The organism is Nocardioides sp. (assembly GCF_047607185.1).
Lineage (GTDB): Bacteria > Actinomycetota > Actinomycetes > Propionibacteriales > Nocardioidaceae > Nocardioides.
Genome location: NZ_JASGDQ010000083.1, coordinates 1 through 26,001, shown reverse-complemented (window position 1 = coordinate 26,001; position 26,001 = coordinate 1). Strand labels below are relative to the sequence as shown.

Genomic DNA, 26,001 nt, shown 5'->3' with positions numbered 1-26,001 from the left:
GCCTCGGTGTGCTCGCCGAGCGACGGGACGGGCGCATCGCCGGCGCGACGCCGCGCAGCACGGCAGGGGCAGCAGCGCCTGGATCGGGCCGCCGGGGGTGGCGACCTCCTGCCGCCGTTGCCGGGCCAGCAGCTGGGGGTGGGTCAGCAGCGCCTCCGGCGGGCGCATCCGGCCGTTGGCGATCCCCGCCCGCTCCAGCAGTTCCTCCACCCGGTCCTCCCGGCCAGGGGCGTGCTCGAATCACTGGTCACCGGTGCTCCCGGCGGCCGCGGCGAGCAGACGGCGCGCCCGCTCGACCACCGGTCGATCGATCATGGCGCCGCCGACCTGGACGGCGCCGGCCCCGGTCGCGGCGGCGATCACCTCCCGGGCCCAGGCCAGCTCCTCAGGGCTGGGAGCGAAGGCGAGTCGGACCTGCTCGACCTGCCGAGGATGGATGCAGAGCTTCCCGCCGAAGCCGAGCTCACGAGCGTGGTCGGCGTCGTCGCGGGCGCGCGACTCGTCACTCACCTCGGCGGTCACGCCGTCGATCGGTGCTGGGAGCGCTGCCAGGCGGGAGACCAGCACGAGCTCGCGTCGGGCCGAGGCCAACGCCTCGCGGGTGTGCCGAGCGCCGATGTCGAGCGCGAAGTCGATCGAGCCGAAGGCCAGCCTGGTCACGCCCTCCGCTCGCGCGATCTCGCGTGACCGCTCCAAGCCCAGGGCGGACTCGATGAGCGCGACCAGCGGTACGCCGAGGCGCCGGCCGATCGCCGTCAGCGCCTCGGGTGACTCGGCCTTGGGCACCAGCACCCCGCGCAGGCCCGGCCGGCCGGCGAGCGCGTGGATGTCATGCTCGATGTCGTGCTCGCCGGTGGCGTTGACCCTGACCCAGGCGGTGTGGTCGGCGAGCCAGCCGCTGACGTGACCACGAGCGGGCTGCTTGGCCTCGGGCGTGACGGCGTCCTCAAGGTCGAGGATCACCTGGTCGGCGCCGCTGGCGGCGGCCTTCGCGAACCGCTCGGGACGGTCGCCGGGGACGAAGAGCCAGGTGGCGGCGCGCTCACTCACGGGCCCAGTCTCCCCGCTGGCAGGGGCGGCGGGGAAAGACCGAGTCCTGATGGACCTATAACCAGAAGGGATGTCAACCAGGTACAGAATGTCGACACGTGATGGAATGGGGCGGTGGACCTGAGACACCTGGTGGCACTGGTGACCGTGGGCGACCTGGGCAGTGTCACCGCCGCGGCACGGGCGCTGCACCTCGTCCAGCCCGCCGTCACACGACAGATCCGGGCACTCGAGGACGACCTCGGCGTACGGCTCTTCGAACGCACCCGCAACGGGATGAGCCCGACGACCGCGGGGGAGATCCTCATCGAGCGGGCTCGTCGGGCGCTGGCCGAGATCGAGCGCGGCGAGGCGTTGGTGCGGCAGCGCTCCGAGGAGGTCGCTGGCGTGGTGACCGTCGGACTGCTGGACAGCCTTGCCGCCACGGTCGCGTTGCCGTTGGAGCAGGCGGTGCGCCGCAACCTGCCCAACGTCAGCCTGCGGATCCTGGCTGGCTACTCCGGCGACGTACGTGCCTGGGCGGAGAGCGGCGACCTCGACCTGTCGACGCTCTACGCGATCGGTGACTCCGCTCTCGGACTGGCGACGCCGCTGGTCAGGGAGTCACTCTGGGCGGTGGCCCCGGCGGCGGCTGGCCTCAGCCGGAAGCGTCCCGTCTCCTGGTCTGAGGTCTGCCGTCATCCGCTGACGCTGCCGGTCCCGGGGCACGGGCTGCGCTCCCTCATCGACCTCGGCCTGGCCGAGGTCGACCAGAGCCCGACCATCGCCTTCGAGACGAACTCGATGACGGTCCAGAAGCAGGCCGTCCTCGACGGTCGGGCCTGGACGGTCCTCCCGGCCGTCGGTGCCGCCGCTGACGTGGCAGACGGCGCCCTCAGCGCGGCCCCGGTCCGTGATCCGGAGATCATCCGGACGGTGGCGCTCTCGCTGACCCGGGTTCGGCCCGGCATCACCGTCGAGGCGGTGGCCGGCCAATTCATCGCCGTCGTACGGCGGCTGGTCAGGTCGCGCCGCTGGCCCGCCACGCTCCTCGTCACCGAGGAGCCAGATCTAGTCGAGGTCGGCGACGACGGCGGCCAGCGAGGCGCGGACGGCGCTGATGGCGGGGGTGGCGGCCAGTGAGGAGCGGGTGGCGGTGAAGACGGTACGACGAGGTGAGCCCGGCAGGTCGACCGTGCGGGTCTCCGGCCGGCGGCGGACGCTCATGAGGTCGGGCAGGATGGCCACGGCGTGGCCTTCCTCGATGAGCGCGACGTGTGCTTGCAGGTCGTCGGTCTCGTAGCGCACGTCGGGTTCGAAGCCGGCGCCGCGACAGACCTGCTCGGCCCAGTGCCGTGAGGAGGAGCCGGGCGGTTCCATCACCCAGGGTGCCCGCGCCGCGTCCTCGATCCGGCCGATCGCCTCCCAGCGCGCGCCGGTCGGCGGCACCGCCAGCCGGAGGGCGTCGGAGGTCAGCGGAGAGCGGTCGAGGCCGGCGTACCACGGCGCGGCGTGGCCGGGGTACTGCTCGGCCACGACCAGGTCGAGCCCGCGCGCGGACGCCTCGTGCAGTGCCTCCTCGGGCAGTCGCTGCGCGAGGGTGACCCGCAGCAGCGGATGGCGCTCGGCCAGATCGGCGAGCAGTTGCGGCACGAACGCGAGCGCGGCCGACTGGAAGGCGGCCATCCGGACCGTGCCCGACACCTCCTCGCCGAGCGCGGTCACCTCTGACTCGGCCCGCTCCAGCAGCGCCAGCACCTCGCCGGTGCGCTCGGCGAGCAGCGTGGCGGCGGCGGTCAGCTCGACGCGCCGGCCGGCCTTGCGCAGCAGCGGTACGCCGACCTCCCGCTCCAGCAGGGCGAGTTGCTGGGACACCGACGACGGGCTCTGGTGCAGCGCCTCGGCGACCTCGGCCAAGGTGCCGCGCAGCGAGAGCTCGCGCAGCAGCCGGAGCCGGCGTACGTCGAGCATTGTTAAGGAAACCTAACGCTTATTGGTCAGAAAAGATCGCTGGAGCCAAACTATAGCGACTGTCGATACTGGGACCATGACGACGGCACCGGCAGCCGACCCTGCCCTTCTGACCGAGGTGGACGACCTCGTCCGACGCTGGCTCGACGTCGCCGCGGCCAAGCCGGCGGACCCGGCGGCGCGGCGGCTCGCCGAGGTGCTCAAGGACCCCGCCGGCCTCGACTTCACCGTCGGCTTCGTCGACAAGGTGATCCGTCCCGAGGACAACCGGGTCGCCGCCGCCGCGCTGCGGGAGCTGTCCACTCGCGCGCCGCGGTTCCTGCCCTGGCACCTGCGGGCCGGTCTCCGGCTCGGCGCGCTGGTCTCGACGTTCGCGCCGGGCCTGGTCATCCCCGTCGTACGACGTGCCCTGCGCGCCATGGTCGGCCACCTGCTCGTCGACGCCAGCGAGGCCAGGCTGGGCAAGGCCATCGCCCACATCCGGCGCTCCCGGCCCGAGCCGCCGCTGCGCCTCAACGTGAACCTGCTCGGCGAGGCGGTGCTCGGCGAGCGGGAGGCGGCCAAGCGGATGGCCGGCACCATGCGGCTGCTGCGACGCGACGACGTCGACTACGTCTCCATCAAGGTCTCCGCGACCGTCCCGCCGCACTCGCCGTGGGCGTTCGACGAGGCGGTCGAGCACATCGAGACCAGCCTGCTGCCGCTCTTCGAGCTGGCCGCCTCGAAGCGCAAGTTCGTCAACCTGGACATGGAGGAATACCGCGACCTCGACCTGACGATCGCGGTCTTCACCCGGCTGCTCGACCGGCCCGAGCTGCGCGATCTCGAGGCCGGGATCGTGCTGCAGGCCTACCTGCCCGACGCGCTGGGCGCGATGCAGCGGCTGCAGATCTGGGCGGCTGCGCGCCGCGCCGACGGCGGCGCCGGCATCAAGGTCCGCCTCGTCAAGGGTGCCAACCTGCCGATGGAGCGGGTCGAGGCCGACCTGCACGGCTGGCCGCTGGCGACCTGGTCGACCAAGCAGGACTCCGACACCAACTACAAGCGGGTGCTGGCCTGGGCGATGACGCCCGAGCGCGTCGCCAATGTCCGGCTCGGCGTGGCCGGCCACAACCTCTTCGACATCGCCTACGCCTGGACGCTGGCCGGCCGGCGCGGGGTCCGCGACGGCATCGAGTTCGAGATGCTGCTCGGCATGGCGACCGGCCAGGCCGCCGCCGTCCAGGAGACGGTGGGCGGGCTGCTGCTCTATACCCCGGTGGTCCACCCGGGTGAGTTCGACGTCGCCATCGCCTATCTCGTACGACGCCTGGAGGAGGGCGCCTCCCAGGACAACTTCATGTCGGCGGTGTTCGACCTGCACGACGACCCCGACCTCTTCGAGCGCGAGCGCGGCCGCTTCCTGGCCTCGCTGGCCGCCGTCGACGACACCGTGCCCGCGCCGAACCGCACCCAGGACCGGCGAGCACCGGTCGCCGAGCAGCCTCAGACCGAGTTCGCCAACACCCCCGACACCGACCCCTCGCTGCCCGGCAACCAGGCCTGGGGTCGCGAGATCACCGCCCGCATCCCCGGCTCGACCCGCGGCGAGGACCTGGTCCGCGACCACACCGTCACCGACGCCGGCGCCCTCGACGCGCTCGTCGAGGAGGCGGTCGCCGCCGGCCGGGCCTGGGGTGGGCGGACCGGCGCCGAGCGGGCCGCCGTACTGCGTCGTGCCGCGATCGAGCTGGAGCGGCGCCGCGCCGACCTGCTGGAGGTGATGGCCGCCGAGACCGGCAAGACCCTCGACCAGGGCGACCCCGAGGTCTCCGAGGCGATCGACTTCGCCAACTACTACGCGAGCCTGGCCGAACAGCTCGACGCCGTCGACGGCGCCGGCCAGGTCCCCGTCCGGCTCACCGTCGTCACGCCGCCCTGGAACTTCCCCGTCGCCATCCCGGCCGGCTCCACGCTCGCCGCGCTCGCGGCGGGGTCGTCGGTCGTGATCAAGCCGGCCACCCAGGCGCGCCGGTGCGGATCGGTGATGGTCGAGGCACTCTGGGCGGCCGGCGTACCCCGTGACGTGCTCCGCCTGGTCCACCTCGACGAGGGCGACCTCGGTCGCCGGCTGGTCTCCCACCCCGGCGTCGACCGGCTCGTCCTCACCGGCGCCTTCGAGACCGCCCGGCTGTTCCGCGACTTCCGCCCCGAGCTGCCGCTGCTGGCCGAGACCAGCGGCAAGAACGCCATCGTCGTCACGCCGCACGCCGACCTCGACCTGGCGGTCAAGGACCTCGTCTACTCCGCCTTCGGCCACGCCGGCCAGAAGTGCTCGGCGGCCTCGCTCGGCATCCTGGTCGGCTCGGTCGCCACCTCCCGGAGGTTCCGCGACCAGCTCGTCGACGCGGTGCGCTCGCTCAAGGTCGGCTACCCGGCCGACCCCACCACGCAGATGGGCCCGGTCATCGAGCCCGCCACCGGCAAGCTGCTGCGCGCGCTGACCACGCTCGGCCCCGGGGAAGAGTGGCTGGTGGAGCCGCGACAGCTCGATGACCTTGGCAGGCTCTGGTCGCCCGGCGTCAAGACCGGCGTCCGGCGCGGCTCGGAGTTCCACCTCACCGAGTACTTCGGCCCGGTGCTCGGCCTGATCGCCGCCGACACCTTCGAGGAGGCGGTCGAGATCCAGAACCAGGTCGACTACGGCCTCACCGCCGGCCTGCACTCCCTCGACCGCGACGAGATCGACCAGTGGCTCGACCGGGTCGAGGCCGGCAACCTCTACGTCAACCGCTCCACCGTCGGCGCCATCGTGCGCCGGCAGCCGTTCGGCGGCTGGAAGAAGTCGGCCGTCGGCGCGGGCACCAAGGCGGGCGGCCCCAACTACCTGATCGGGCTCTCCGACTGGGTCTCCGAGCCGGCTGCCTCCACGGCGCCGATCTCGCCCGTCGTACGGCGCTTGCTCGACGCGGCCCCGTCGGCCGACCGTGATCGGCTGGCCCGGGCGCTCGGCTCCGATGCCCTTGCCTGGGATTCGACGTTCGCGCCGCGCGACGTCAGCGGGCTCGATGCCGAGGTCAACCTGCTGCGCTACCGCCCGGTGCCGGTGTGGATCCGGCACGAGGGTGACGACATCGCCGACCTGCTCCGCGTCGTCGGCGCCGGCGTGCTGGCCGGGTCCGAGCTCCGGGTCTCGCTGGCCGCCGAGCCGACCGCCGAGGTCGCCGCCGCACTGGCTCGGACGACGTACGTCGTCGAGGACGCCGCCGCCTGGCGCGCCGCCCTGGCCGGCCTCCCGTCGGGGCGCGTCCGACTGATCGGCGGCAGCCCGGCCCGCTTCGCCGAGGACACCGGCGGCCGCCCGGAGCTCGCCCTCTACGCCCAGCCGGTAGTCGAGGCCGGCCGGATCGAGCTGCTCACCTTCCTGCGCGAGCAGGCCGTCGCCGTCACCGCGCACCGGTTCGGCTCCCCGACCAAGCTGGTCGACGGCCTGCGGGGATAGTCGCTGGTCAGGATCGGCGGCGGCACGGCTCCGTTCTTCGGGAGCTGAGTGGTCACTTCTGCCACTCAATTCGCGAATCCGGTGGCAGAAGTGACCGCTGGTCGGCGCCGCTGAGTTCTCCAGGTCGAGACTGGGGAGGGTTGAGCAAAGCAACTGGTGGCGTTTGGCGCTCGATCAGCTGTGCGGCGCGTCGAACGCCACCAGTCTTTCTTGAGACGGCCTGGGTGACGGCCTCGGTCACCTGTCGCCTGAATGCGGACGGCCCGGCTCTCCTAGGAGAGCCGGGCCGTCGGTGAGGCGTCAAGTCAGGCGGCGACGGCCTGGCCGGTCAGCTTCTTGTAGGTGTAGGCGGTGCCGATGATCGCGATCGGCGCGGTCGCCAGGATGCCGACGCCGCACAGGCAGAGGCCGACGTAGGTGACGATGAGCGCGACGATCGCCCAGACCAGCGCCTGGCCGAGGTTGTCCTTGACCATATTGAAGCTGGCCTTGAGCGACTCCACCGGCGGCAGGCCCTTGTCGATGAGGAAGTACGTCGAGTAGTAGAGCATGAACATCGCGATGATGCCGGGGATGACGCACAGCACGAAGCCGATGCCCACGATGACGGCGTTGAGCAGGCCGAGCACGATCAGGCCGCCGAAGTCGAGACGGCTGAAGATCGAGCCGATGTCCAGAGAGCGGCCCTCGGTCAGGTCGAGCGCGCCCCGGATGACGATGGCACCGAGCACCGTGCTCGCCAGGAACTGCAGCGCCGAGCTGACGCCGGTGCTGATCAGGGTAATGAGGACGCCGCCGCCGGCCGAGGACGTGACAGTGCCGTCCTCGCGCACGGTCACCGACGGGTCAGGGGTGATCGCCCCCTGGATGAAGAGGCCGATGAGGCTCGCGACGACGGTGCCGACGATCAGGATGAGCGAGACGAGCAGGATCGGGCCGAGGTTCTCCTGGAACTTCTTCCAGCCGTAGCTCAGCGCGTCGCCGACGCTGTAGCCGCCAGGACCGGTGGGCGGGGCGCCGTAGCCGCCGCTGGGTGGGGGAGCGCCGTAGCCGCCGCCCGGAGGGGGCGGTGGTGGGGGAGGAGTCTGTGATCCGTAGTCAGGCGCCGGCGGGGGTGTGGGCTCGTCGGTGGACATGTGGGGGCCTTTCGCGCAGATTGGCAGTCGGAGGGCAAGATAGCGTCCCGAGGGTGCTCCCGAACAGGCCTAACACCTCCATGCCTCGAGGAATCGACCGGTGAGCAGCCCCGAGACGCTCATAGTCGAGCGCGACGATCGGGTTCACAGCTCGTCCTCCTGCCAGGAGCGCCCGTCGCGCTCGATGAGGGTGATCGCGGTGGTCGGACCGGACGAGCCTGCGGCGTACCGCTTCGGGGGCAGGCCGGACTCCTCCCAGCGCCGCAGGATCGGCTCGCACCAGGCCCAGGCCGCCTCGACCTCGTCGCGGCGCATGAACAGGGTCGGGTTGCCCTTGATGACGTCCATCAGCAGCCGCTCGTAGGCGTCGGGGGAGCGCTGGTCGAATGCCGCGGCGAAGTTGAGGTCGAGGGAGACCGGCCGCATCCGATAGCCGCCTGGCCCGGGCTCCTTGGCGACCAGGTGCATCCGCATCCCCGCGTCGGGCTGGACCTGGATGTGGAGCCGGTTGGGGGAGGTGACCCCGGCACGGCCCCGGAAGGCGTCGTGCGGTGGTGGCTTGAAGACGATCACGATCTCCGAGGAGAGGCGGTCCATCCGCTTGCCGGTGCGCAGGTAGAACGGCACGCCCGCCCAGCGCCAGTTCTGGACTTCGGCCTTGAGCGCGACGAAGGTCTCGGTCAGGCTGGCGCCCATCTTGGCCGACCTGATCTCGTCGTCGTACGACGGCACCCGCTCGCCGTCGACGAGGCCGGCGCCGTAGCGGCCCCGGACGGTGTCGCGGTCGATCTCGGCCGGCGTCAGCGGCTTGAGCGCGTGCAACACCTTGAGCTTCTCGTCGCGGACGTCCTCGGTGCCCGTGCCGACGGCGATGGGCGGCTCCATGGCGACCAGGCAGAGCAGCTGCATCAGGTGGTTCTGCACCATGTCGCGCATCGCGCCGGCCTGGTCGTAGTAGCCCACCCGCTCGCCGACGCCGAGCTTCTCCGCGACGGTGATCTGGACGTGGTCGATCCAGTGGCTGTTCCACAGCGGCTCGAGCAGGGTGTTGGCGAAGCGCGTGACCAGGAGGTTTTGCACGCTCTCCTTGCCGAGGTAGTGGTCGATGCGGAAGATCTGCGACTCCTCGAAGACCTCGCCGACCACGGCGTTGACCGCCTGCGCCGAGGCCAGGTCGTGGCCGATCGGCTTCTCCAGCACGACCCGGGCCGGCTCGTCGGTCAGCCCGGCCTGGTCGAGCTGCTGGCAGATCGGGCCGAACAGGCTGGGCGCGACGGCCAGGTAGTAGACCCGGACGGTGCTCTCGTAGCTGCGTCGGTCCTTCAGGAAGCCGGCCAGTCGGTGCCAGTCGGCGGGGTCGTGGGCGTCGAGGGCGACGTGGTGGAGCCGGCTCAGCAGGGCGCGCGCGGCGGTGTCGTCGAGATCGCCGACGTGCTCGCGCAGCGCGGCGTGGATCAGGGCGCGGTAGCTCTCGTCGTCGAGGTGGGCGCGGGAGACGCCCAGGACGCGGGTGTCTGTCGGCAGTCGACCTTCGAGGGCGCACTGGTAGAGCGCCGGCAGCAGCTTGCGCAGCGCCAGGTCGCCGGTGCCGCCGAAGACGACGAAGTCACAGCTCTCGGGAAGCGCGGGACCGGTCATGACATCAACGGTGACACCATCTTTGGATCGTTACAAGTTCTACTTGTGTTTTTCTGAGACAAAAGTTGGTCTTAGGATCGCGCTGTGTCCGAGTCCTCCACGGCAGCGCCCCTCGCCAGCGCCGGCGACCTGCTCGATCTGATCCGTGCCGGCCGTGCCGCCAGCCGTAGCGATCTGCAGCGGCTGACCGGCCTCTCCCGTACCGCTGTGGTCACCCGGGTGGCGGCGCTGGTCGACGCCGGCTATCTCGCGTACGGCGACGAGCTGGCCTCGACCGGCGGCCGGCCGGCCGGCTCGCTGCTGTTCAACGCCGACGCCGGCGTGGTGCTCGCGGTCGCCATCGGCCGCAGCCGCAGCCAGCTCGCCGTCTTCGACCTCGAGGGCCGCGAGCTGGTCGGCGACACCCGCGACCACCCGGTCGGGGTGAGCCCCCAGGAGCTGATGCCGACGGTCGCCGACCGGTTGCGGGCGATGCTGGTGCACGTCTCGGCGCCCGTCGTCGGCATCGGCGTGAGCCTGCCGGGCGTCGTCGACCAGGTCCGGCTGATCAGCGTCGACTCCCCGGTCATGGGCGGCTGGGACGGCGTCGAGCTGGCGCCCTTCCTTCGCGAGGTCGCCGATGCCCCGGTCTTCCTGGCCAACGACGCCGACGTACTCGCCCGCTCCGAGCTCTTCGGCGGCACCCCCTTCCGCGACCTGCTCGTCGTCAAGGCCTCCACCGGCCTCGGCATGGGCGTGGTCGCCGACGGCCGCGTCCTCGCCGGTCACCTCGGTGCCGCCGGCGAGATCGGCCATACCCGGATCGAGGCCGGCGACCTGCCGTGCCGCTGCGGCGCGTTCGGGTGTCTGGAGTCGGTGGCCGGCGGCTGGGCGCTGGTCAACGCCTTCAACGACTCCGGCCGCGAGGCTGGCCACGTCCGCGACCTGGTCGGCTTCGCGCTCGCCGGCGATGCCGTCGCCCGCAAGCTGCTGCGCGAGTCGGGCCGCCGCCTCGGCGAGGTGCTCGCCGTCGCGATCAACCTGCTCAATCCCGAGGCGATCGTCGTCGGCGGCGACATGGGGGTCGCCTTCGAGATCTACACCGCCGGCGTCCGCGAGACCGTCTACGCCCGCTCCACCGCCCTGGCTACCCGCGACCTGCAGTTCCTGCCCGCCACCCACGGCGACTCCGCCGGCCTGGTCGGCTGCGCTGCCCTCGCCATCGACCACGTCCTGTCGCCCGCCGCCGTCGACACCCACCTAGCCGAGTCGGCAGAAGTGCGGGTCTGAGAGGGCGCGAGTCGGCAGAAGTGCGGGTCTGAGAGGGCGCGAGTCGGCAGAAGTGCAGGCCTCGCCTTTCGCCTCGATTTCGTGATCCGGGCGGCCTTGAGTAGTGTTCTTCGTCGTTGCCCCCTTAGCTCAGTCGGCAGAGCGACTCCATGGTAAGGAGTAGGTCTACGGTTCGATTCCGTAAGGGGGCTCTGAGGCAGAGGGCCCCTCTGTCGCACCCTGGCGGGGTAGCTCAGGCGGTTAGAGCGCACGACTCATAATCGTGAGGTCGCGGGTTCGATCCCCGCCCCCGCTACAACCGCAAGACCGATCACCATAAGGACTTCCCGTGGCCAGCAAGAGCAGCGACGTTCGCCCCAAGATCACTCTGGCGTGCACCGAGTGCAAGGAGCGCAACTACATCACGAAGAAGAACCGCCGCAACGACCCCGACCGGCTCGAGCTGGCGAAGTTCTGCCCGCGGTGCCGCAAGCACCAGCCGCACCGCGAGACCCGCTGACCCGTTCTTCCGTACGACGACCCCGCCTGGCCCAGGGCGGGGTCGTCGTCATTTCGCCATTCCCCTTCCCCGCCGAGAAGTCCCTGATGGCCCCTCGAGGGGTCTCAAGTTGCCCCTTGAGGGGTCTCGAGTTGCCCCTTGAGGGGCGATCCGGGACTTCTCGAGGGGCCATCCGGGACTTCTCGGCGGGCCATCCGGGGCTTCTCGAGGGGCCATTAGGGGCTTCTCGGCGGGCCATCCGGGGCCTCTCGGCGGGCCATCAGGGACTTCTCGGGGGGCCATCCGGGACTTCTCGGCGGAGGGTGGGGCATTTCGGAGACTCCTCGGTAACCGCTAGCGTCGCTGGGCGTGGATCAGTCTGTGCTCGAGCGCGAGTTCGCGGCGGTGGGACCGTGGCTGGTGGAGGCGGGCAAGGTCGCGGAGTTCGCCCGCGCCACCTGCTACCCCGGCCAGGGCGTGCCGCCGACCTTCGCCATCCTGCTGCTCAACTCCGCGATGCTGGAGATGCTGGCCGACGTCGGCGCCTCATTGGAGCGGATCGTCCACGGCGAGCAGCGCTTCACCTGGCACCGGCCGGTCGTCGTCGGCGACGAGCTGACCGCTTCGATGCGGATCGCTTCGCTGCGCTCGCTCGGCGGCGCCGACGTGATCGGGACCGTCTCCACGATCACCGACGCCGCCGGCGAGGTCGTCGGCGAGGCCAAGGCGACGTTGGTGCACTCATGACCTACCAGCCGCTCACCTTCACGCTGACCCGCGCCGACCTGGTCCGCTATGCCGGCGCCTCCGGCGACTTCAACCCGATCCACTGGTCCGACCGGGTCGCCGGCTCGGTCGGGCTACCCGGCGTCATCGCCCACGGGATGCTCACCCTCGGCCTGGTCGCCTCGGCGGTGGCGACCTGGACCGACGACGCCGAGGTGGTCGAGCTCGGCGGCAAGTTCACCTCGCCGGTCGTCGTGCCCGACGACGAGACCGGCGCGAGCGTCGAGGTCGCGGCGAAGTCGGTGACCACGGACGGCGACACCACCACCATCGCCATCGAGGTCAGCTGCGACGGGAAGCGAGTCCTGGGCAATCCGAAGGCGGTCGTGCGCCTGAGGTGACACCGCGGTATTCCCAGCGACACACAGGAGTCCTAGGGTGCGAAGGTTGGATCGACACTCACTTCGGAGGACTCATGAGGTTTACCCGCACCACGGTAGCGGCCGCAGCGACAGCCGTCGCCGCGACACTGGCTCTCGGACAGTTGCCCGCCTATGCGGCGAGCCAGATGGGCCCAGCTACGTCGTTCACGCTCCAGGTCAGTCAGACCGGTGCCGTCACCACCCCGACGGAGGGTGACGCGATTCCCAACGTCGACTCGGTCAAGGCCACCATCCGCGCCTACTACGGGGCGACCAAGGGCACCAACCCCGCGAACCCGAGCGGTGCGCAGATCTACCTGCCCAACCTCACCACCTCGGCGTACGCCAAGAACACCGAGGCGATCGCCGAGGACATCCTCGCCGCGCTCGACACGACTGCGCCCGCCGACGCCGCGGTCGTGTTCGACGTCGACTCCACGCTGCTCTCGGACTACGGCAACGAGGAGGAGATGAACTACATCTACGACTCGACCAAGAACGCCGCCTGGGTGACCGGCAGGCTCTTCCCGGCCGTTCCCGGCATGGTCGACCTGGTCACGACCCTGAAGACCGAGGGCTATGCGATCTACGCGATCACCGGCCGGCCCGCCAGCCAGGAGGCCGACACCATCGCCAACCTGACCGAGGCGGGCTTCGTCGACGGCACCACCGCGATCTTCGACGCCGACAACACCTACACCAAGGACGTCACCAACCAGTCGTGGGTCGACTGCACGGTCGACGGCGACGCGACCTGCTCGACGGTGGAGTACAAGGCGCTCACCCGCAAGCACATCGAGGACACCGACGCCAAGGACATCGTGCTCGCCGTCGGCGACCAGTGGAGCGACCTGCAGGGCGGCTATGCGGACGACACCCAGAAGATCCCGAACCCGACGTACTACCTGCCCTCGGCGAACATCCCCGGCGCGCCGGACGGCGACGCTGCCATGGTGCTGCCGACGACGTACACGATGGCACCCGACGGCTCCACCGGCGCCACGCTGACCGACGGTGACGCGATCCCCAACATCGGCCCGGTGTTCACCGCGATCCGTGCCTACTACGGCGCCACCAAGGTCGACGGCGTCTACACCGCCAGCACGACCAGCTCGCCCTTCCTGACCCAGATGGCCGCGCTCGAGGCCGTCTGGACGCCGGCGGTCGTCTCGGCCTGCCAGACCGGCGCCGCCAAGGTCGCCGCCGCCGCGGACGCGATCGCCTACGCCGCCACGCTGCTCAAGCCCGTCAAGAAGGCCGTCAAGAAGGCGAAGAAGGCGCTGAAGACGGCCAAGAAGTCGCACGTGAAGTCGCGGATCAAGAAGGCGAAGAAGAAGCTGAAGAAGGCCAAGCGGAAGCTGGTCCACGTGCAGAACGTCGTCGCCTCGATGAACCTGCCGCGCACCCCTGCCGCCGTCTTCGACGCCGACGACACCACGCTGTGGAACTACGACATGGAGGACGGCGCTATGGGCTTCAACTACGACAGCAGCCTCGCCGACCAGTGGATCCAGGCCCAGAAGACGCCGGCCATCCCCGGCATGCCGGCGCTGGTCCAGGCTGCCGCTGCGGCCGGGTGCACCATCGTCGGCCTGACCGGCCGGTCGGCCTACAACCAGGACGCCACCATCGGCAACCTGACGAAGGTCGGCTATGTCAGCGCCACCGGCGCGCCGCTCTTCACGGCCGACAACTACTACACCAAGCCGACCCCGGTGCCGTCGTACATCGACTGTGGTGACGACGCCAAGTGCTCGACCATCGAGTTCAAGGCCGGCACCCGGCAGTACATCGAGGAGGTCAAGGGCCTCGACATCGTGGCGAACTTCGGAGACCAGTACTCCGACCTCCACGGTGGCTACGCCGACGCCACCTACAAGCTGCCGAACCCGATGTACTACCTGTCCTGACGCAAAGACCGTGAAGGGGCCCCGCCGCGTCGGCGGGGCCCCTTCCGCCTCTGCTGAGACACTGGAGGCGTGCCCGTCCTGCTCGCCGACCACACCACGCTGCGCCTCGGCGGTCCGGCCGGCGCGTTCGTCACCGCCGCCACCGAGACCGAGCTCGTGGAGGCCGTCGCCGAGAGGGAGGCGCTGATCCTCGGCGGCGGCTCCAACCTGGTCGTCGCCGACGCCGGCCTCCCCGGCACGGTGGTCAAGATCGCCACCAGCGGCATCGACGCCGACGCCCCGGACTGCGGCGGGGTGATGGTGCGGGTCGCGGCGGGCGAGAGCTGGGACGACTTCGTCGCCGTCGCCGTCGAGCGGGGGTGGACCGGCGTCGAGGCGCTCTCCGGTATCCCCGGCACCGTCGGCGCCACCCCGATCCAGAACGTCGGTGCCTACGGGCAGGAGGTCGGCCAGACCATCGCCCGGGTGCGGGTATGGGACCGGATGCTGCGCGGCTTCCGGACGTTCACCGCCGAGGAGTGCCGGTTCGGCTACCGCACCTCGCGCTTCAAGGCCGCTGCGCTGGATTCCGGGGCGGGTCGCCAGGTCGTCGTCGACGTCACCTTCCAGCTCCGGCCCGGCACACTGTCCTCACCGGTGGCCTACGCCGAGCTGGCGCGGGCGCTCGGCATCGAGGTGGGGGAGCGGGCCCCGCTGGCCGAGGTCCGCAGCGCGGTGCTGGCGCTGCGCCGATCGAAGGGGATGGTGCTCGACCCCGAGGATCACGACACCTGGAGTGCCGGGTCCTTCTTCACCAACCCGGTGGTGCAGCTGGAGCAGGTGCCGGCCGGGGCGCCGTCGTACCCGCAGCTGGACGGGACCGTGAAGACCAGCGCCGCCTGGCTGATCGAGCACGCCGGCTTCGGCAAGGGCTACGGCCACGGCAGCATCTCTTTGTCGACAAAGCACACGCTGGCGTTGACCAACCGAGGCGGTGGCACCACCGAGGAACTGCTGAGGCTGGCCCGCGAGATCCGCGCCGGCGTGGCCGCCCGCTTCGGCATCACGCTCATGAACGAGCCGGTGCTCCTCGGCGTCACCCTATGACGTCGCCCGACGGGTGAGCAGGACGAGCACCTCGTGATGGTCGGTGTGCGGAAACATGTCGAGCAGCCGGGCCGAGACCGGCCGCAGCGACGGCATCAGCGCCAGGTCGCGAGCCAGCGTCTCGGCGTTGCACGAGGAGTAGACGACGTGCTCGACGGTGGAGCGCTCCAGCCAGGTCGCGAGCTCGGGACCGATGCCGCGGCGGGGCGGGTTGACGATCGCCAGCTCAGGAGCGGCGGTCGAGGAGAGCGCGAACGCGGTCGCGTCGCCGGCCAGGAACTCCGCCTCGATCCCGGCCTCGCGCGCCGAGAGCCGCGCCGAGGTGACCGCCTGCTCACTGGTCTCCACGCCCAGCACCGAGCGGCCCGGCGCCGCGACATGGAGGGCGAAGCCGCCCACGCCGCAGTAGAGGTCCCACACGCTCCCCGGCGAGGCGGACTCGACCAGCGCCGCCGCCTCGCGGTAGAGCCGCGCCGCCACCTCGGTGTTGGTCTGGAAGAAGGACCGCGGCCGCAGCTGCAGGACGTGGTCGTTGACCCGCATCGGCAGGGTGTCGCGCGGGGTCAGCACGATCTCCTCCGGCCCCTCCAGCACCGCCTTGTGGGCCGGCTGCAGGTTGACGCTCGCCACCCGCACCGGCAGCCGCTCCACCAGCCACGGCAGGTGCTTGCGTAGCCGCGGCACCGGCTCGGTCGAGCGCAGCACCCACCGCACCATCAGGTCACCCTCCGGCGAGACGGTCACCAGCAGGTGCTTGAGCTCGCCGCGCCGGTCCGGGACGGAGTACGGCGTCAGGCCGGCCCGCCCGACGAGCTCGGCCAGCACCGGGAGCGCCGCCTGTAGCCGAGTGTCGTGCAACCCGCACTCACGCAGGTCGACCCCGATGCCGCGCGGGTCGAGGATGCCCAGGGTCGGCTCGTCGAGGGTGCCGGCGACGACCATCTTCGCCTTGTTGCGGAAGCCCTCCTCGGCGCTCGCGACGGCAGGCCGCCAGGGCAGCTCCGGAAGGACCGCGGCGACCCGCCGCTGCTTCGCGGCCAGCTGCTCGTCGTACGGCTGCTCGATCCAGCGGCAGGAGCGACATCGTCGAGCGCCGTAGTAGGAGCAGTCCACCCTCAGGCGTTGCCGTAGCTGGTGTCGCCGTCGTAGGTGGACCAGTCGTCGACCGACGCCAGCAGCACGATGAAGGCGATGACGGCGAGGACGGCCAGCACCAGCAGGATGGTCCCGATCAGGCCGAGGAGGAAGCCCGCCTGCGCGTTGCCGCGACCACCCAGGGCCCCGGCGGCGGCGTCGATCCGGCGCTTGGAGCGCAGCCCCAGGATCATCGCGAACGGCGACCCGATCAGGCCGACGCCCACGCAGAAGAACGCGAGCGCCAGCGAGACGACGCCGATGATCATCGAGGCCTGCGCACCGGAGTCGTCCGGCACGCCGTACGCCGGATAGCCGGGCTGCCACTGCGGGCCCGGCTGCTGGTAGGGCTGCTGCGGGTTGGGCTGGGTCCACCCGGTGTAGGGCTGCTGATAGCCCTGCTGAGGATAGGGCTGCGTGGGCTCCGGCCGGGGTGGCTGGGGCGGGGTGTAGGGGTTGCTGGGCGCGGCGGCATCGCCGGTCGGCTCAGCGGACTCGACCGGCTCGTACTGCGGCTGCCACCTCGGCTGCCACTCCTGCGGCCGCCAGCCCTCCGGCTTCTCCTCGGGAGTCGGGTTCGGGGGAGGCTCCTGCTCGCTCATGGCGTCATTGTTGCGCATCGGGCGCTGTGAGCCAGGCGTCGACGTCGGCGAGCAGCGCCGCCTTCACCGACTCCGGCGCTGCCGATGCCCGCACCGACATTCTGGCCAGGTCGGCCAGCCGGGCGTCGTCGAGCTCGTGAGCGGCTCGCATCGCGGCGTACTGCCCCAGCAGGCGCGACCCGAACAGCAGCGGGTCGTCGGCGCCCAGCGCCACCGTCGCACCGGCCTCGACGAGGGTCGGCAGCGGCACCTCGGCCAGCGACTGGTAGACGCCGAGCGAGACGTTGGACGTCGGGCAGACCTCCAGTGCGATCCCCGCCTCGACGATGCTGTCGAGCACCGCCGGATCCTCTGCGGAGCGAACGCCGTGACCGAGCCGGGCGGGGTGCAGGAACTCCACGACCTGTCGCACGTGCTCCGGTCCGCGCAGCTCGCCGCCGTGCGGGACCAGCATCAGCCCGGCCCGCTCGGCGATCGAGAACGCATGGGTGAAGTCGGCGGTGGTGCCTCGCCGCTCGTCGTTGGAGAGCCCGAAGCCGACGACGCCCTTCCCCGGCCCGTGGCCGGCGTACTGCGCCGCCAGCCTGGCCAGGGTGCGGGCGTCGAGCGGGTGCCGGGTCCGGTTGGCCGCGATCACCACGGCCATGCCGAGCCCGGTCTGGGCCGAGGTCGCCGCGACGGCATCGAGGATCAGCTCGGTGACGTTGGTGATGCCGCCGAAGCGGGCGGCATAGCCCGAGGGGTCGACCTGGATCTCCAGCCAGCGACCGCCGTCGGCGACGTCGTCCTCGGCCGCCTCCCGGATCAGCCGCCGCAGATCTCCTTCGGTGCGCAGCACGGACCTCGCGACGTCGTAGAGCCGCTGGAACCTGAACCAGCCCTTCTCGTCGGCGGCCGACAGCTGCGGTGGCCACTCGTTGACGAGCTGGTCGGGCAGCCTGATGCCGTCGCGCGCGGCCAGTTCGAGCAGCGTGCCATGCCGCATCGACCCGGTGAAGTGCAGGTGGAGATGGGCCTTGGGCAGCGCCCTCAGCTCACGCACGGTGATCGGTCGCAAACTGACGTCAAGATCCCGGTGAGCAGTCGCAAACTGACGCCGGAAAGCCGGTGAGCGGTCGCAAACTGACGCCGGAGCGTCACGATGCGAAGAGCTTCTGGAGCCGGGTGATGCCCTCGACCAGGTCGTCGTCGCCGAGCGCGTAGGAGAGCCGGAGATAGCCGGGCGAGCCGAACGCCTCGCCGGGCACGACCGCGACCTCCGCCTTCTCCAGGATGTGCTCGGCGAGCTCGGCGGACGACCCCAACCCGACGCGCTCGATCAGCCCCTTGACGGAGGGGTAGGCGTAGAACGCGCCCTGCGGTGTCGGGCAGAGGACGCCGTCGATCTCGTTGAGCATCGTCACGATGGTCTTGCGGCGCCGGTCGAACGCCTCGCGCATCGCGTCGACGGCCGACAGGCCACCCTCCAGCGCGGCGATCGCCGCTCGCTGGGAGACGTTGGCGACATTGGAGGTGGCATGAGACTGCAGATTGGTGGCGGCCTTGACGATGTCGGCCGGGCCGATCATCCAGCCGACCCGCCAGCCAGTCATGGCATAGGTCTTGGCGACGCCGTTGAGGATCACGGCCTGGTCGGCCAGCTCGGGAACGAGGCTGAGGATCGAGCCGGTCTCCACGCCGTCGTACAGCAGGTGCTCGTAGATCTCGTCGGTGACGACCCACAGCCCCTTCTCGACGGCCCAGGCGCCGATGGCGCGGATCTCGTCGGCGGTGTAGACGGCACCGGTCGGGTTGGACGGCGAGACGAACAGCAGCACCTTGGTGCGCTCGGTGAGCGCGGCGTCGAGCTGGTCGACGGTGACCTTGTAGTCCTGCGTCTCGTCGGCGAAGACGTCGACCGCCTTGCCACCGGCGAGTTGGATGCATTCGGGATAGGTCGTCCAGTACGGCGCCGGCAGGATGACCTCGTCGCCCGGGTCGAGCAGCGCCGCGAAGGTGTTGTAGACCGCCTGCTTGCCGCCATTGGTGACCAGCACGTTGGCCGGGGTCAACTCGAAGCCGGAGTCGTCCAGCTTCCAATCACGCAGTGTCTTAGCGACGATCGCGGCCTTGAGCTCCGGCAGCCCGCCGGCGGGGGTGTAGCGGTGGTTCTTCGGGTCCTGCGCCGCCGCCACTGCCGCCGCGACGACATAGTCGGGGGTGGGGAAGTCGGGCTCGCCGGCGCCGAAGCCGATGACAGGGCGCCCCTCGGCCTTGAGCGCCTTCGCCTTCGCGTCCACCTTCAGCGTCGCCGACTCGGCGATCGCGGCGAGCCGTTGAGAAACACGTCGGTCACGGGGAAGCGTCATGACGATCACTCTATCGACCCGCTCCGGCTTCCACGCATCTTGTTTGGCCCGCGCCGAGGAGGCGGAGCGCGTGGGAGTCCGGGGTCGAGGACTGCTGATGCTCGGCTATGGCGCCGGCACGCTCATCGCCGCTGACCGCCGGGATCGAGTGGTGTGGCGGCGCCACTTCGACGAGCTTGAGGCAGGCCTGAGACTCGTGACGACGGTGCCGGTCGTTGCCCAGGTAAGTCGCTCAAGTCAGCACGCCCGTCTCCGGAGGTTCCTCGCGGCTGGTGGAATCGTGGGTTTCGGCGCCCGCGTCTGAGCGCGTAGAGGACCAGAAGCCAGACGAGGCCGACGCCGGCGGCCGCGCAGAGAGCGACCACCCAAAGCGGGAAGAGGCCGGTCGCGGCCAGTGCCATGAGCACGAGGTGGAAGCCGAGCGCTGTCCGGGCCGCCAGGCGCGTGGTGGCCGCCATGTCGTGGCAGAGTCGGAGCGCAGCGGCGCCGGTGGCGATCCCGCAGTCGTCGGTCGCGACCTGTGGGCTGGCCGGTCCGATCGTCAGAGCACAGGTCGAGACCAGCGGCCCGGTCGTCAGCGCGGCGACACCGGAGCCTCGCTGCCCGGCGCCGTCAGCGAGGTCGCCGTCGATCGCCTCGGCGATCCCGACCTGATCGGCTACCGAGCGCGCTCTCGCACCGGGAGCGGAGGAGACCAGCACGGGCCGGACACCGAGGGCGTGCAGCGTGGCGGCCGCATCGGCGGCGTCGGAGCGGACGCTGTCGACGACGGTGATGGTCCCCAGCAGCCGGGCGTCGACCTCGACCGCGACGACGACGCCGGGCCCATCGGAGGTCGCCGGCACCCCGATCCAGGCGGGCTCACCGACCCGGACCGGGTGACGGTCCACGGAGCCGCTGATGCCGAGGCCGGGATGATGCTCGACGCCGGTGACATTGCCGCGAGCCGACAGCCGCGCGATGGCGCGGCCGATGGGGTGGTCGGAGGTGTGCTCCAACGCCCCGGCGAACCACCGGAGATTGCGCAGATGGCTCTCGTCGAGCGGGTCGATCGAGGCGACGTGCCGGCCGTCGACCAGGGTGTCGAGCCCATCGAGCAGCAGGGTGTCGACCTCGGTGGCGGCGTCGACGGCGCTGCGTTGGAGGAACCGGATGCCGAGCGCGGCGCCGCGACGCCGACCAAGCCTCAGCGGGGCGAGGAAGGCACTCGCCAGTGCGCCGGGGGCGCCGGCGAGGAGAACCGCGGCACCGACGTACGCCGCCGCCTTCCCATCGTCAAGCAAGCCGTGCGTCAGGAACGCCACCGCCGCCACGAGGACCACCAATGGAGCGAACCACCGGGGCCACTTCACGCCAATTCCTCGTTCCAGTAGCGCTCGAAGTCGCTCTGGTCGCCGGCGACCCACAGCGGCACGCTCGCTTTGAGCACCATGGTGAGCTGCACGACGAACTCCGGGTCGTGCAGCGACTCGCCGAAGATCTCGTTGATGCGGCGCCAGCGGTAGCGCACCGTCTGCGGATGCACGCCCAGGATGGCGGCGAGGGCGGGCGCGCTGTCGCGGGTCTCGAGCCAGGCCAGCAGCGTCTCGGTGAGGATCTCTCGGGAGTTGGGGGTCTCGGCGATCAGCGGTCGCAGCAGCTCCTGGGCGAGCTGCCGGCGCAGCGCCGGCTCGGAGTGGAGCCACAGCTGGGTGCGGTAGCTGGTGCAGTCGAGGATCGACGTGCGGGGGAGTACGCCGTCGCGGGCCAGGTAGAGAGCCCGCTCGGTCCATCGCCGCGCGTCCGGCACATCGGCCAGCTCGACGGGCCAGCTCAGCGCCATCCGCACGGTGGGCCCGCTGCCCCGTAGCGTGTCGGAGACCAGGGTGGCGTCCTCGGCCGCGCAGATGTAGAGCACGGGCTCCAGATCGGTCACTGTGAGCACCTTGCCGTCGAAGCCCTCGTCGACGGGCCATTCGACGGGCAGCGTCGTCTCGGCCGCGACGACGACCAGCCGAGCGGGCAGCGGCCAGCTGGCCTTCTCGGCCCGCTCCCGCAGCGCCGCCTCGGCGACGCCCTGCAGCAGCTCGGCGGCCAGCCGGCGGCGGTTGCGGGCGACGTCGCGGTCGAAGGCGCGGTGTGCCATCTCGTAGCCGAGGCGGGCCTGCTCGCTGAGGTGGTCGATGAGGTAGACGAGCTCGTCCTCGAGGTGGCCGAGCAGCGCCGCTGAGCTCTTCTCCTCGGCGGCCGCCGTGCGTAGCGCACCGGCTGCGGCCCGGGTAGCGAGCCGCAGGGCGGTGTCCATCGGACCGAGGTCGTTGCCGTCAGTGGCCTCGCCGTAGCCCATCCGGCAGAACAGGTCGTCGAGCTTGCCGATGGGGCTGCGCTGCCCCTCGATCGTGCGGAGGAAGTGCGCGACCGCCTCCGCAACGGCCATTCGGATGAGCCTGCGTCGTTGGCCGTTGGCGGGTCCGGCGTACTCCGGCACCGCGGCTTGGATCTCGTGGGCGATCTGGGTGACCAGCGGCCCGGCACCGTCTCGGAACCTGGCGGCCAGCTGCGGCGTGACGAACGTGCTGCGCTCGAACCGGGTCTCGATCATGTCGCCCCGCCCCGCCTTCGTTGTCCCATCGGTCCCCTCCGACCCCTCCCTGGGTGTGTCCGACATCACACTCCCATCGACGGCTGGGCTTGACAACGCCCACGGCGCTGGTGCCGTGTCGGGGTTAGTGTCGGACGTCACGTTGCCCAGGAAAACGCGGGGACAATCGAGGAGCCCAACTCGTTGCATTTCTTGTCAAGCGACTGACAAGAAATCCGTGGCTAGGACGGCTCCGGCGGTGGCTGTCAGTGGCGGGGACGGATGGGTGATCGGGAGAGGTCACTGCGGGCAGGTCCTGGGGACCGGCGGGGCTCCACGGGTCCGCGCGACGCAAGCTTAGAACGTGTTTAAGAAGTCCTGACCTACTGCGCGACGCCCCACACAGCGGCTCGCGGCGGCGCCGAAACTCACGAGACAACCCCGGTATCGCTCGTTTCGGCGCCTTGCGCCCCACCGCGTGGGACGCCGCTCGCTACGGCCAGGACGTCTTAAACACGTTCTTAGAGGAGCACGTCCTCGATCCTGGTGGCCGTGACCGCCCGCCGCAGCCAGGTCGTCAGTTGGTCGGTGTCGGTGGTGGCCAGGACGCGTTGGCGTAGCTGTGTCGGGACCTCGATGCCGCGGGTCTGGAGCACCAGCAAGACGTCCTCGGCCCGGCCCTCGGCCTGGCCTTCGGCTTGGGCGTCGTTCCAGAGGCGGCGGAATTTCTCGCTGTAGAACCGGGGTGGTGTCGAGCTGGTCATGTAGTCCTCCCATCGGGTGCTCGCCGAACCAGGCAGGGCGGCGAGCACGATGTCGTAGTAAGTGTAGAACCGCTCGGGCCGGGCTGTGCCTGCGGCGAGGATCGCGGCGGCCAGGGCGGGGAACGCGGCCTCGATGCCGGCCTCTCCGGCATGGAGGATCATCGAGAGGACTGCCGCCGGTGGGCTGGCCTCGGCGATATCGACATCGGTGACCAGCGGCACCATGTCGGGGGTCAGGATCAGGGGCCGCAGTAGTGAGCTGATCCCGTCGGTGGCCGCGAGGCGCTCGTAGCGAGCCGCAACCACCGGGTCGGGACAGTAGACCACCAGCGCGGCGGCCAGATCGAGCTCTGCCTCCAGGTGCGCCAGGTAGAGCCGCCAGGTCCGCCGTTTGGACTCCTCCCAGGCCCGCTGCACCTCTACCACGACTGCCAGCACGGGCTGGTCGGCGTGGTCGGCGAAGACGACGACCGCATCGGCGTGATAGGTGTGTGGCACGGTCTGCTGCACCTCGGTGGCATGCGGCCGGACCGTGGCATAGGCCGGCAGCGTCAGTCCGAAGATCTCTCCCAGCAGCCAGCCCACCAGGCCGGGGTCGGCACGGATCAACGCCAGCGGGGTCTCGTGCTCGGCACTCGGCATGCCACCACCCTCCCGCGGCAGCCGCCACCATGCCACCGACGCCGACCAGGCCTGTGGACAACCCCGCGGTCGGCGGTGGTCAAATCGTTAGTGCGGTGGATCCGTGCCGGATAGTGACGCGGATCCACCGCACTAGCCGTTGCGCAAGCAGGCCGTGGCTGTCAGGGGGCGGGGGAGGATTGGGGACCGTGAGCGGGCAACCCGGCCGGATTGAGGGCGCCGACGGTGGCGCTCTCCATGAGTGGGCGAAGGCCGAGGGCCAGGGCGAACACCCGGTCATCGACGCTCTTGACGTCTTCTTTCAGCTCGGTGCGGACCGCGTCGATCTTGGTGTCGAGGTCGGTGCGGAGGTTGTCGATCTTGGCTTCGAGTCCGGTGCGGACCGTGTCGATCTTGGTGTCGAGTCGGTCGATCTTGGTGTCGAGTCCGGCGTGCACGGCGTCGATCTTGGTGTCGAGTCCGGTGCGGAGGTTGTCGATCTTGGTGTCGAGTCCGGTGTGCACGGCGTCGATCTTGGCTTCGAGTCCGGTGCGGAAGCCTTCGAGTTTGGCGTCGAGTCCGAGGCGCCCGCCTTCGGCTCTGGTGTCGACGGTCTTGACTTCGGCCCGGACGCCGGCGATCTCGGCTCGGACGCTGGCGAACTCCGTAGCGACGTAGCTCTTGAACTCCTCGATCTGTTTGGCGAGCAGGCCGAATTGCCAGCGGAGTGCCCCGCCGGCGACGGCCATGATGGCGGCGGCCGAGGCCCAGGTCTCGATGTCCACGGTGATCTCCACCTTCCCAGTGTGTGTGATGGCGGCGGCATCCGCCAGCGATCGATGTGAGGGACGATAGGCAGCTGCGGCGACGAGGCGCGATCGGCGAGAGCCTGCCTGTGGAGAACGCTGTTTGGGGGCCGCTTGTGGACGGAAATTGGCCCGTCAGGTGACGAGAGTGAAGGGTGGGGCGGGGCGTAGCCGCCACGAGCCCGCGCGGGCGGGTGTTCTAGCACGCGGGTGACAAGTCCTTCGGCGGGGTTTGACGTTGTGGCGAGATCGGGTGGCGCCGGGGCGGGGGCCGTGCCAGCGTGTGGACCGTGCGACTACGACGACTGCTCCGACGCGCGACGGCTCCGCTGGTCCTGGTGACCCTGTTGATGCTGGCGTGTGGGCCGAGCGCCGACGCGGACGGGGTCTATTACCCGTCCTGGCCGGGGCTGCCGAACCTGACGGTGCCGACCGGCTGGGCGAAGAGCAAGGACAGCGGCGACTGGGCCACCGGCCTGACCGAGGTCGCCCGGGCCCGGCAGTGGCTCAAGGTGCCGGCCCAGGCGACCGCCCTCCTCGTCCTGCAGGAGCCGGTCATCACCTATCCGACCGACGATCCGCAGGGCCGTAAGCAGACGACCACCTATCGCGCCTACACCTTCCTGTCCTCCCCGGCCGGGGCGACGGACGGCTACGGCATCGGGATGCCGATCACGGTCCGCACCGTCGCCTTCGGCGCGGTCCCCGTCGAGGTCGGCCTGCGGATCGAGCAACTCCGCGACGAGGACGACCTGCCGGTCGCGCTGGAGGTCGCGATGACCGTGACCGGATATTACCCGGCAACCCCGGTCGAGGTGCGGCCCGGCGTGACGTCCACCGAGTCGTCCTCTGCCAGACTGACCGGTCAGGTGCGGGTGCGGCTGACCGCGCTCGCCGTGGACGGCATCGACGTCGGACTCGGCGACTGCGTGTCACCGCCGATCTCACTCGACCTGACGAGCAACACCGCGTGGAAGAGCGACCCACTCACCGACCCGGATCTGGACCCCGAGGTGGCGGCGACCCCTTCTGGCAGCACCGCGAGAGTCGACTGGCTCGCGGCCCGGGGGCTGGCGAAGATTATGGGCGGAGCGGTCTCGGGTCAGCTCGAGATCCCGGCGTTCTCGGACTGCCGGACCACGGCCGGGGAGGATGTCTCGCCACTGCTGACCGGGGCGGTCTCGGGGCCGGGCAACGCGGTCACCGTCGGCTATGCGGCGGTGTCGTCGCTGGTCTACGGTTACCCGGCGGACCGGCAATGCGGGACCGTCATCACCGGCACCTCGATCATGGGCGTGCGCGGGCCGTTCCAGGGCGACCCCTCGGACTGCGACCCGGACTACGCTCCGCCGACCTTCAGCTATCCCGCGCGCGAGGAGTGAGCCTGGAGCCGGGGCAGGCCTGCCCCGGCTCCAGGCTCAGCGCGTTCTCAGGGCTGGAGGTTGATATAGCCGGCCGCGGTGGAGTCGAGGTTGTAGGCGCCGGTGAAGGTAGCGGCGTCGTCGACGTCGACCAGGCCGGCGCACAGGATGGCGCTGTTGACCGTGGCGATGGTGAGGTTGGAGGAGGTGACGGCGAACTCCTGACCGCTCTTGCCGTTGTCCTCCAGGAAGTTGCCGCCGACGTAGCCGGTGACGGTGAACTTGCAGTTGGCGATGGTGACGACGATGCCGGCGATGTTGTCGATGGTGCCGACCACGGTGTCGGTGGCGGCGGTGGTGTAGCCGCTGACGGCGTGCAGGTGCCAGTTCGGGCTGGTGACGACCACCGACACGCTGACGCCGATGAAGGTGCAGCCGGTCCAGGTGGCGCCGACGATGTCGGCGACGGGGTCCTGGCTGGTGCCGCCGTGCACGGTGAGGCTCGTGGTCGAGCCGGTGCAGGTGAACGTGTTGCCGTTGGCGGTGAAGACGGTGTCGCCCTTGGCGGTGGGGGAAATGGGTCGCGGGGGGGGGGGGGGGGGGGGGGGGGCCCCCCCCCCCCAGCGGGCGCGACGGGGCTGGCACAACCCCGCGGGGGG

At 70.7% G+C, this 26,001-nt stretch carries 22 protein-coding genes and 2 tRNA genes; 11 read left to right on the top strand and 13 right to left on the bottom strand.

The features are described from left to right. Positions 1–240: 240 nt before the first annotated feature. Positions 241–1,050, bottom strand: coding sequence for an HpcH/HpaI aldolase/citrate lyase family protein (locus QM595_RS09870; protein ID WP_415171374.1), 810 nt, complete (start codon positions 1,048–1,050; stop codon positions 241–243). A 114-nt stretch (positions 1,051–1,164) separates the two neighbouring features. Here QM595_RS09870 and QM595_RS09865 point away from each other — a divergent pair, with 114 nt between their 5' ends. Then, positions 1,165–2,172 carry a LysR family transcriptional regulator gene (locus tag QM595_RS09865; protein ID WP_415171373.1) on the top strand — a complete coding sequence of 336 codons (1,008 nt, stop codon included), beginning with the start codon at positions 1,165–1,167 and terminating at the stop codon, positions 2,170–2,172. On the opposite strand, the gene QM595_RS09860 is transcribed toward QM595_RS09865, so the two are convergent. After that, positions 2,101–3,000, bottom strand: a complete 900-nt coding sequence (locus QM595_RS09860; protein WP_415171372.1) for a LysR family transcriptional regulator — start codon at positions 2,998–3,000, stop codon at positions 2,101–2,103. The genes QM595_RS09865 and QM595_RS09860 overlap by 72 nt on opposite strands. 76 nt (positions 3,001–3,076) lie before the next feature. On the opposite strand from QM595_RS09860, the gene QM595_RS09855 reads away from it, so the two are divergent. Beyond that, positions 3,077–6,481: a bifunctional proline dehydrogenase/L-glutamate gamma-semialdehyde dehydrogenase gene (locus tag QM595_RS09855; protein WP_415171371.1), complete on the top strand. Its 3,405-nt coding sequence runs from the start codon at positions 3,077–3,079 to the stop codon at positions 6,479–6,481. A gap of 305 nt (positions 6,482–6,786) precedes the next feature. Here the strand turns inward: QM595_RS09855 and QM595_RS09850 are convergent, their stop codons facing one another. Both QM595_RS09850 and zwf read right to left on the bottom strand, forming a co-directional pair. After that, a complete protein-coding gene (locus QM595_RS09850; protein ID WP_415171370.1) occupies positions 6,787–7,617 on the bottom strand; it encodes a hypothetical protein in 831 nt (276 codons plus the stop codon). A gap of 144 nt (positions 7,618–7,761) precedes the next feature. Further along, a complete protein-coding gene (zwf, locus tag QM595_RS09845; protein ID WP_415171369.1) occupies positions 7,762–9,255 on the bottom strand; it encodes a glucose-6-phosphate dehydrogenase in 1,494 nt (497 codons plus the stop codon). 84 nt (positions 9,256–9,339) lie between these two features. On the opposite strand from zwf, the gene QM595_RS09840 reads away from it, so the two are divergent. The 8 genes from QM595_RS09840 to QM595_RS09805 all read left to right on the top strand — a co-directional run bounded on the left by QM595_RS09840 (position 9,340) and on the right by QM595_RS09805 (position 15,146). Further along, positions 9,340–10,524, top strand: a complete 1,185-nt coding sequence (locus tag QM595_RS09840; protein WP_415171368.1) for an ROK family protein — start codon at positions 9,340–9,342, stop codon at positions 10,522–10,524. A 118-nt stretch (positions 10,525–10,642) separates the two neighbouring features. After that, positions 10,643–10,715 (top strand) — tRNA-Thr (locus tag QM595_RS09835). Between the two features lie 30 nt (positions 10,716–10,745). Continuing rightward, positions 10,746–10,819, top strand: a tRNA-Met gene (locus tag QM595_RS09830). Between the two features lie 33 nt (positions 10,820–10,852). After that, positions 10,853–11,023 (top strand): 50S ribosomal protein L33, encoded by a 171-nt coding sequence (rpmG, locus tag QM595_RS09825; protein ID WP_415171367.1) that lies wholly within the window; start codon positions 10,853–10,855, stop codon positions 11,021–11,023. Positions 11,024–11,371: 348 nt separating this feature from the next. After that, positions 11,372–11,749 (top strand): MaoC family dehydratase N-terminal domain-containing protein, encoded by a 378-nt coding sequence (locus QM595_RS09820; RefSeq protein ID WP_415171366.1) that lies wholly within the window; start codon positions 11,372–11,374, stop codon positions 11,747–11,749. Continuing rightward, entirely contained in the window at positions 11,746–12,129 is a 384-nt protein-coding gene (locus QM595_RS09815; RefSeq protein WP_415171365.1) for a MaoC/PaaZ C-terminal domain-containing protein, read from the top strand. Before QM595_RS09820 ends, QM595_RS09815 begins: the two co-directional genes overlap by 4 nt. Positions 12,130–12,203: 74 nt before the next feature. Then, complete coding sequence (locus tag QM595_RS09810) at positions 12,204–14,060, top strand: HAD family acid phosphatase (protein ID WP_415171364.1); 1,857 nt, start codon at positions 12,204–12,206, stop codon at positions 14,058–14,060. Between the two features lie 69 nt (positions 14,061–14,129). Further along, complete coding sequence (locus QM595_RS09805; RefSeq protein ID WP_415171363.1) at positions 14,130–15,146, top strand: UDP-N-acetylmuramate dehydrogenase; 1,017 nt, start codon at positions 14,130–14,132, stop codon at positions 15,144–15,146. Here the strand turns inward: QM595_RS09805 and rlmC are convergent. The 8 genes from rlmC to QM595_RS09765 form a co-directional block, all read right to left on the bottom strand. Further along, complete coding sequence (gene rlmC / locus QM595_RS09800; protein WP_415171362.1) at positions 15,141–16,259, bottom strand: 23S rRNA (uracil(747)-C(5))-methyltransferase RlmC; 1,119 nt, start codon at positions 16,257–16,259, stop codon at positions 15,141–15,143. The two genes, QM595_RS09805 and rlmC, sit on opposite strands and share 6 nt — an antisense overlap. Positions 16,260–16,261: 2 nt before the next feature. Further along, positions 16,262–16,882 carry a DUF4190 domain-containing protein gene (locus QM595_RS09795; RefSeq protein ID WP_415171361.1) on the bottom strand — a complete coding sequence of 207 codons (621 nt, stop codon included), beginning with the start codon at positions 16,880–16,882 and terminating at the stop codon, positions 16,262–16,264. A 4-nt stretch (positions 16,883–16,886) separates the two neighbouring features. Then, complete coding sequence (locus tag QM595_RS09790) at positions 16,887–17,924, bottom strand: adenosine deaminase (RefSeq protein WP_415171360.1); 1,038 nt, start codon at positions 17,922–17,924, stop codon at positions 16,887–16,889. Between the two features lie 94 nt (positions 17,925–18,018). Then, positions 18,019–19,230, bottom strand: a complete 1,212-nt coding sequence (locus tag QM595_RS09785; RefSeq protein ID WP_415171359.1) for a pyridoxal phosphate-dependent aminotransferase — start codon at positions 19,228–19,230, stop codon at positions 18,019–18,021. 122 nt (positions 19,231–19,352) lie between these two features. Further along, complete coding sequence (locus QM595_RS09780; protein WP_415171358.1) at positions 19,353–20,582, bottom strand: HAD family hydrolase; 1,230 nt, start codon at positions 20,580–20,582, stop codon at positions 19,353–19,355. Then, a complete protein-coding gene (locus tag QM595_RS09775; RefSeq protein WP_415171357.1) occupies positions 20,579–21,811 on the bottom strand; it encodes a PucR family transcriptional regulator in 1,233 nt (410 codons plus the stop codon). Before QM595_RS09775 ends, QM595_RS09780 begins: the two co-directional genes overlap by 4 nt. Before the next feature lie 500 nt (positions 21,812–22,311). Next, a complete protein-coding gene (locus tag QM595_RS09770; RefSeq protein ID WP_415171356.1) occupies positions 22,312–23,196 on the bottom strand; it encodes a hypothetical protein in 885 nt (294 codons plus the stop codon). A 161-nt stretch (positions 23,197–23,357) separates the two neighbouring features. Further along, a complete protein-coding gene (locus QM595_RS09765; protein ID WP_415171355.1) occupies positions 23,358–23,972 on the bottom strand; it encodes a hypothetical protein in 615 nt (204 codons plus the stop codon). 299 nt (positions 23,973–24,271) lie between these two features. Here QM595_RS09765 and QM595_RS09760 point away from each other — a divergent pair, with 299 nt between their 5' ends. Further along, entirely contained in the window at positions 24,272–25,363 is a 1,092-nt protein-coding gene (locus QM595_RS09760) for a hypothetical protein (protein ID WP_415171354.1), read from the top strand. A gap of 47 nt (positions 25,364–25,410) precedes the next feature. Here QM595_RS09760 and QM595_RS09755 read toward each other — a convergent pair whose 3' ends face one another. Further along, on the bottom strand, positions 25,411–25,836 hold the full coding sequence (locus QM595_RS09755; RefSeq protein ID WP_415171353.1) for a hypothetical protein: 426 nt from the start codon (positions 25,834–25,836) through the stop codon (positions 25,411–25,413). Positions 25,837–26,001: the final 165 nt, after the last annotated feature.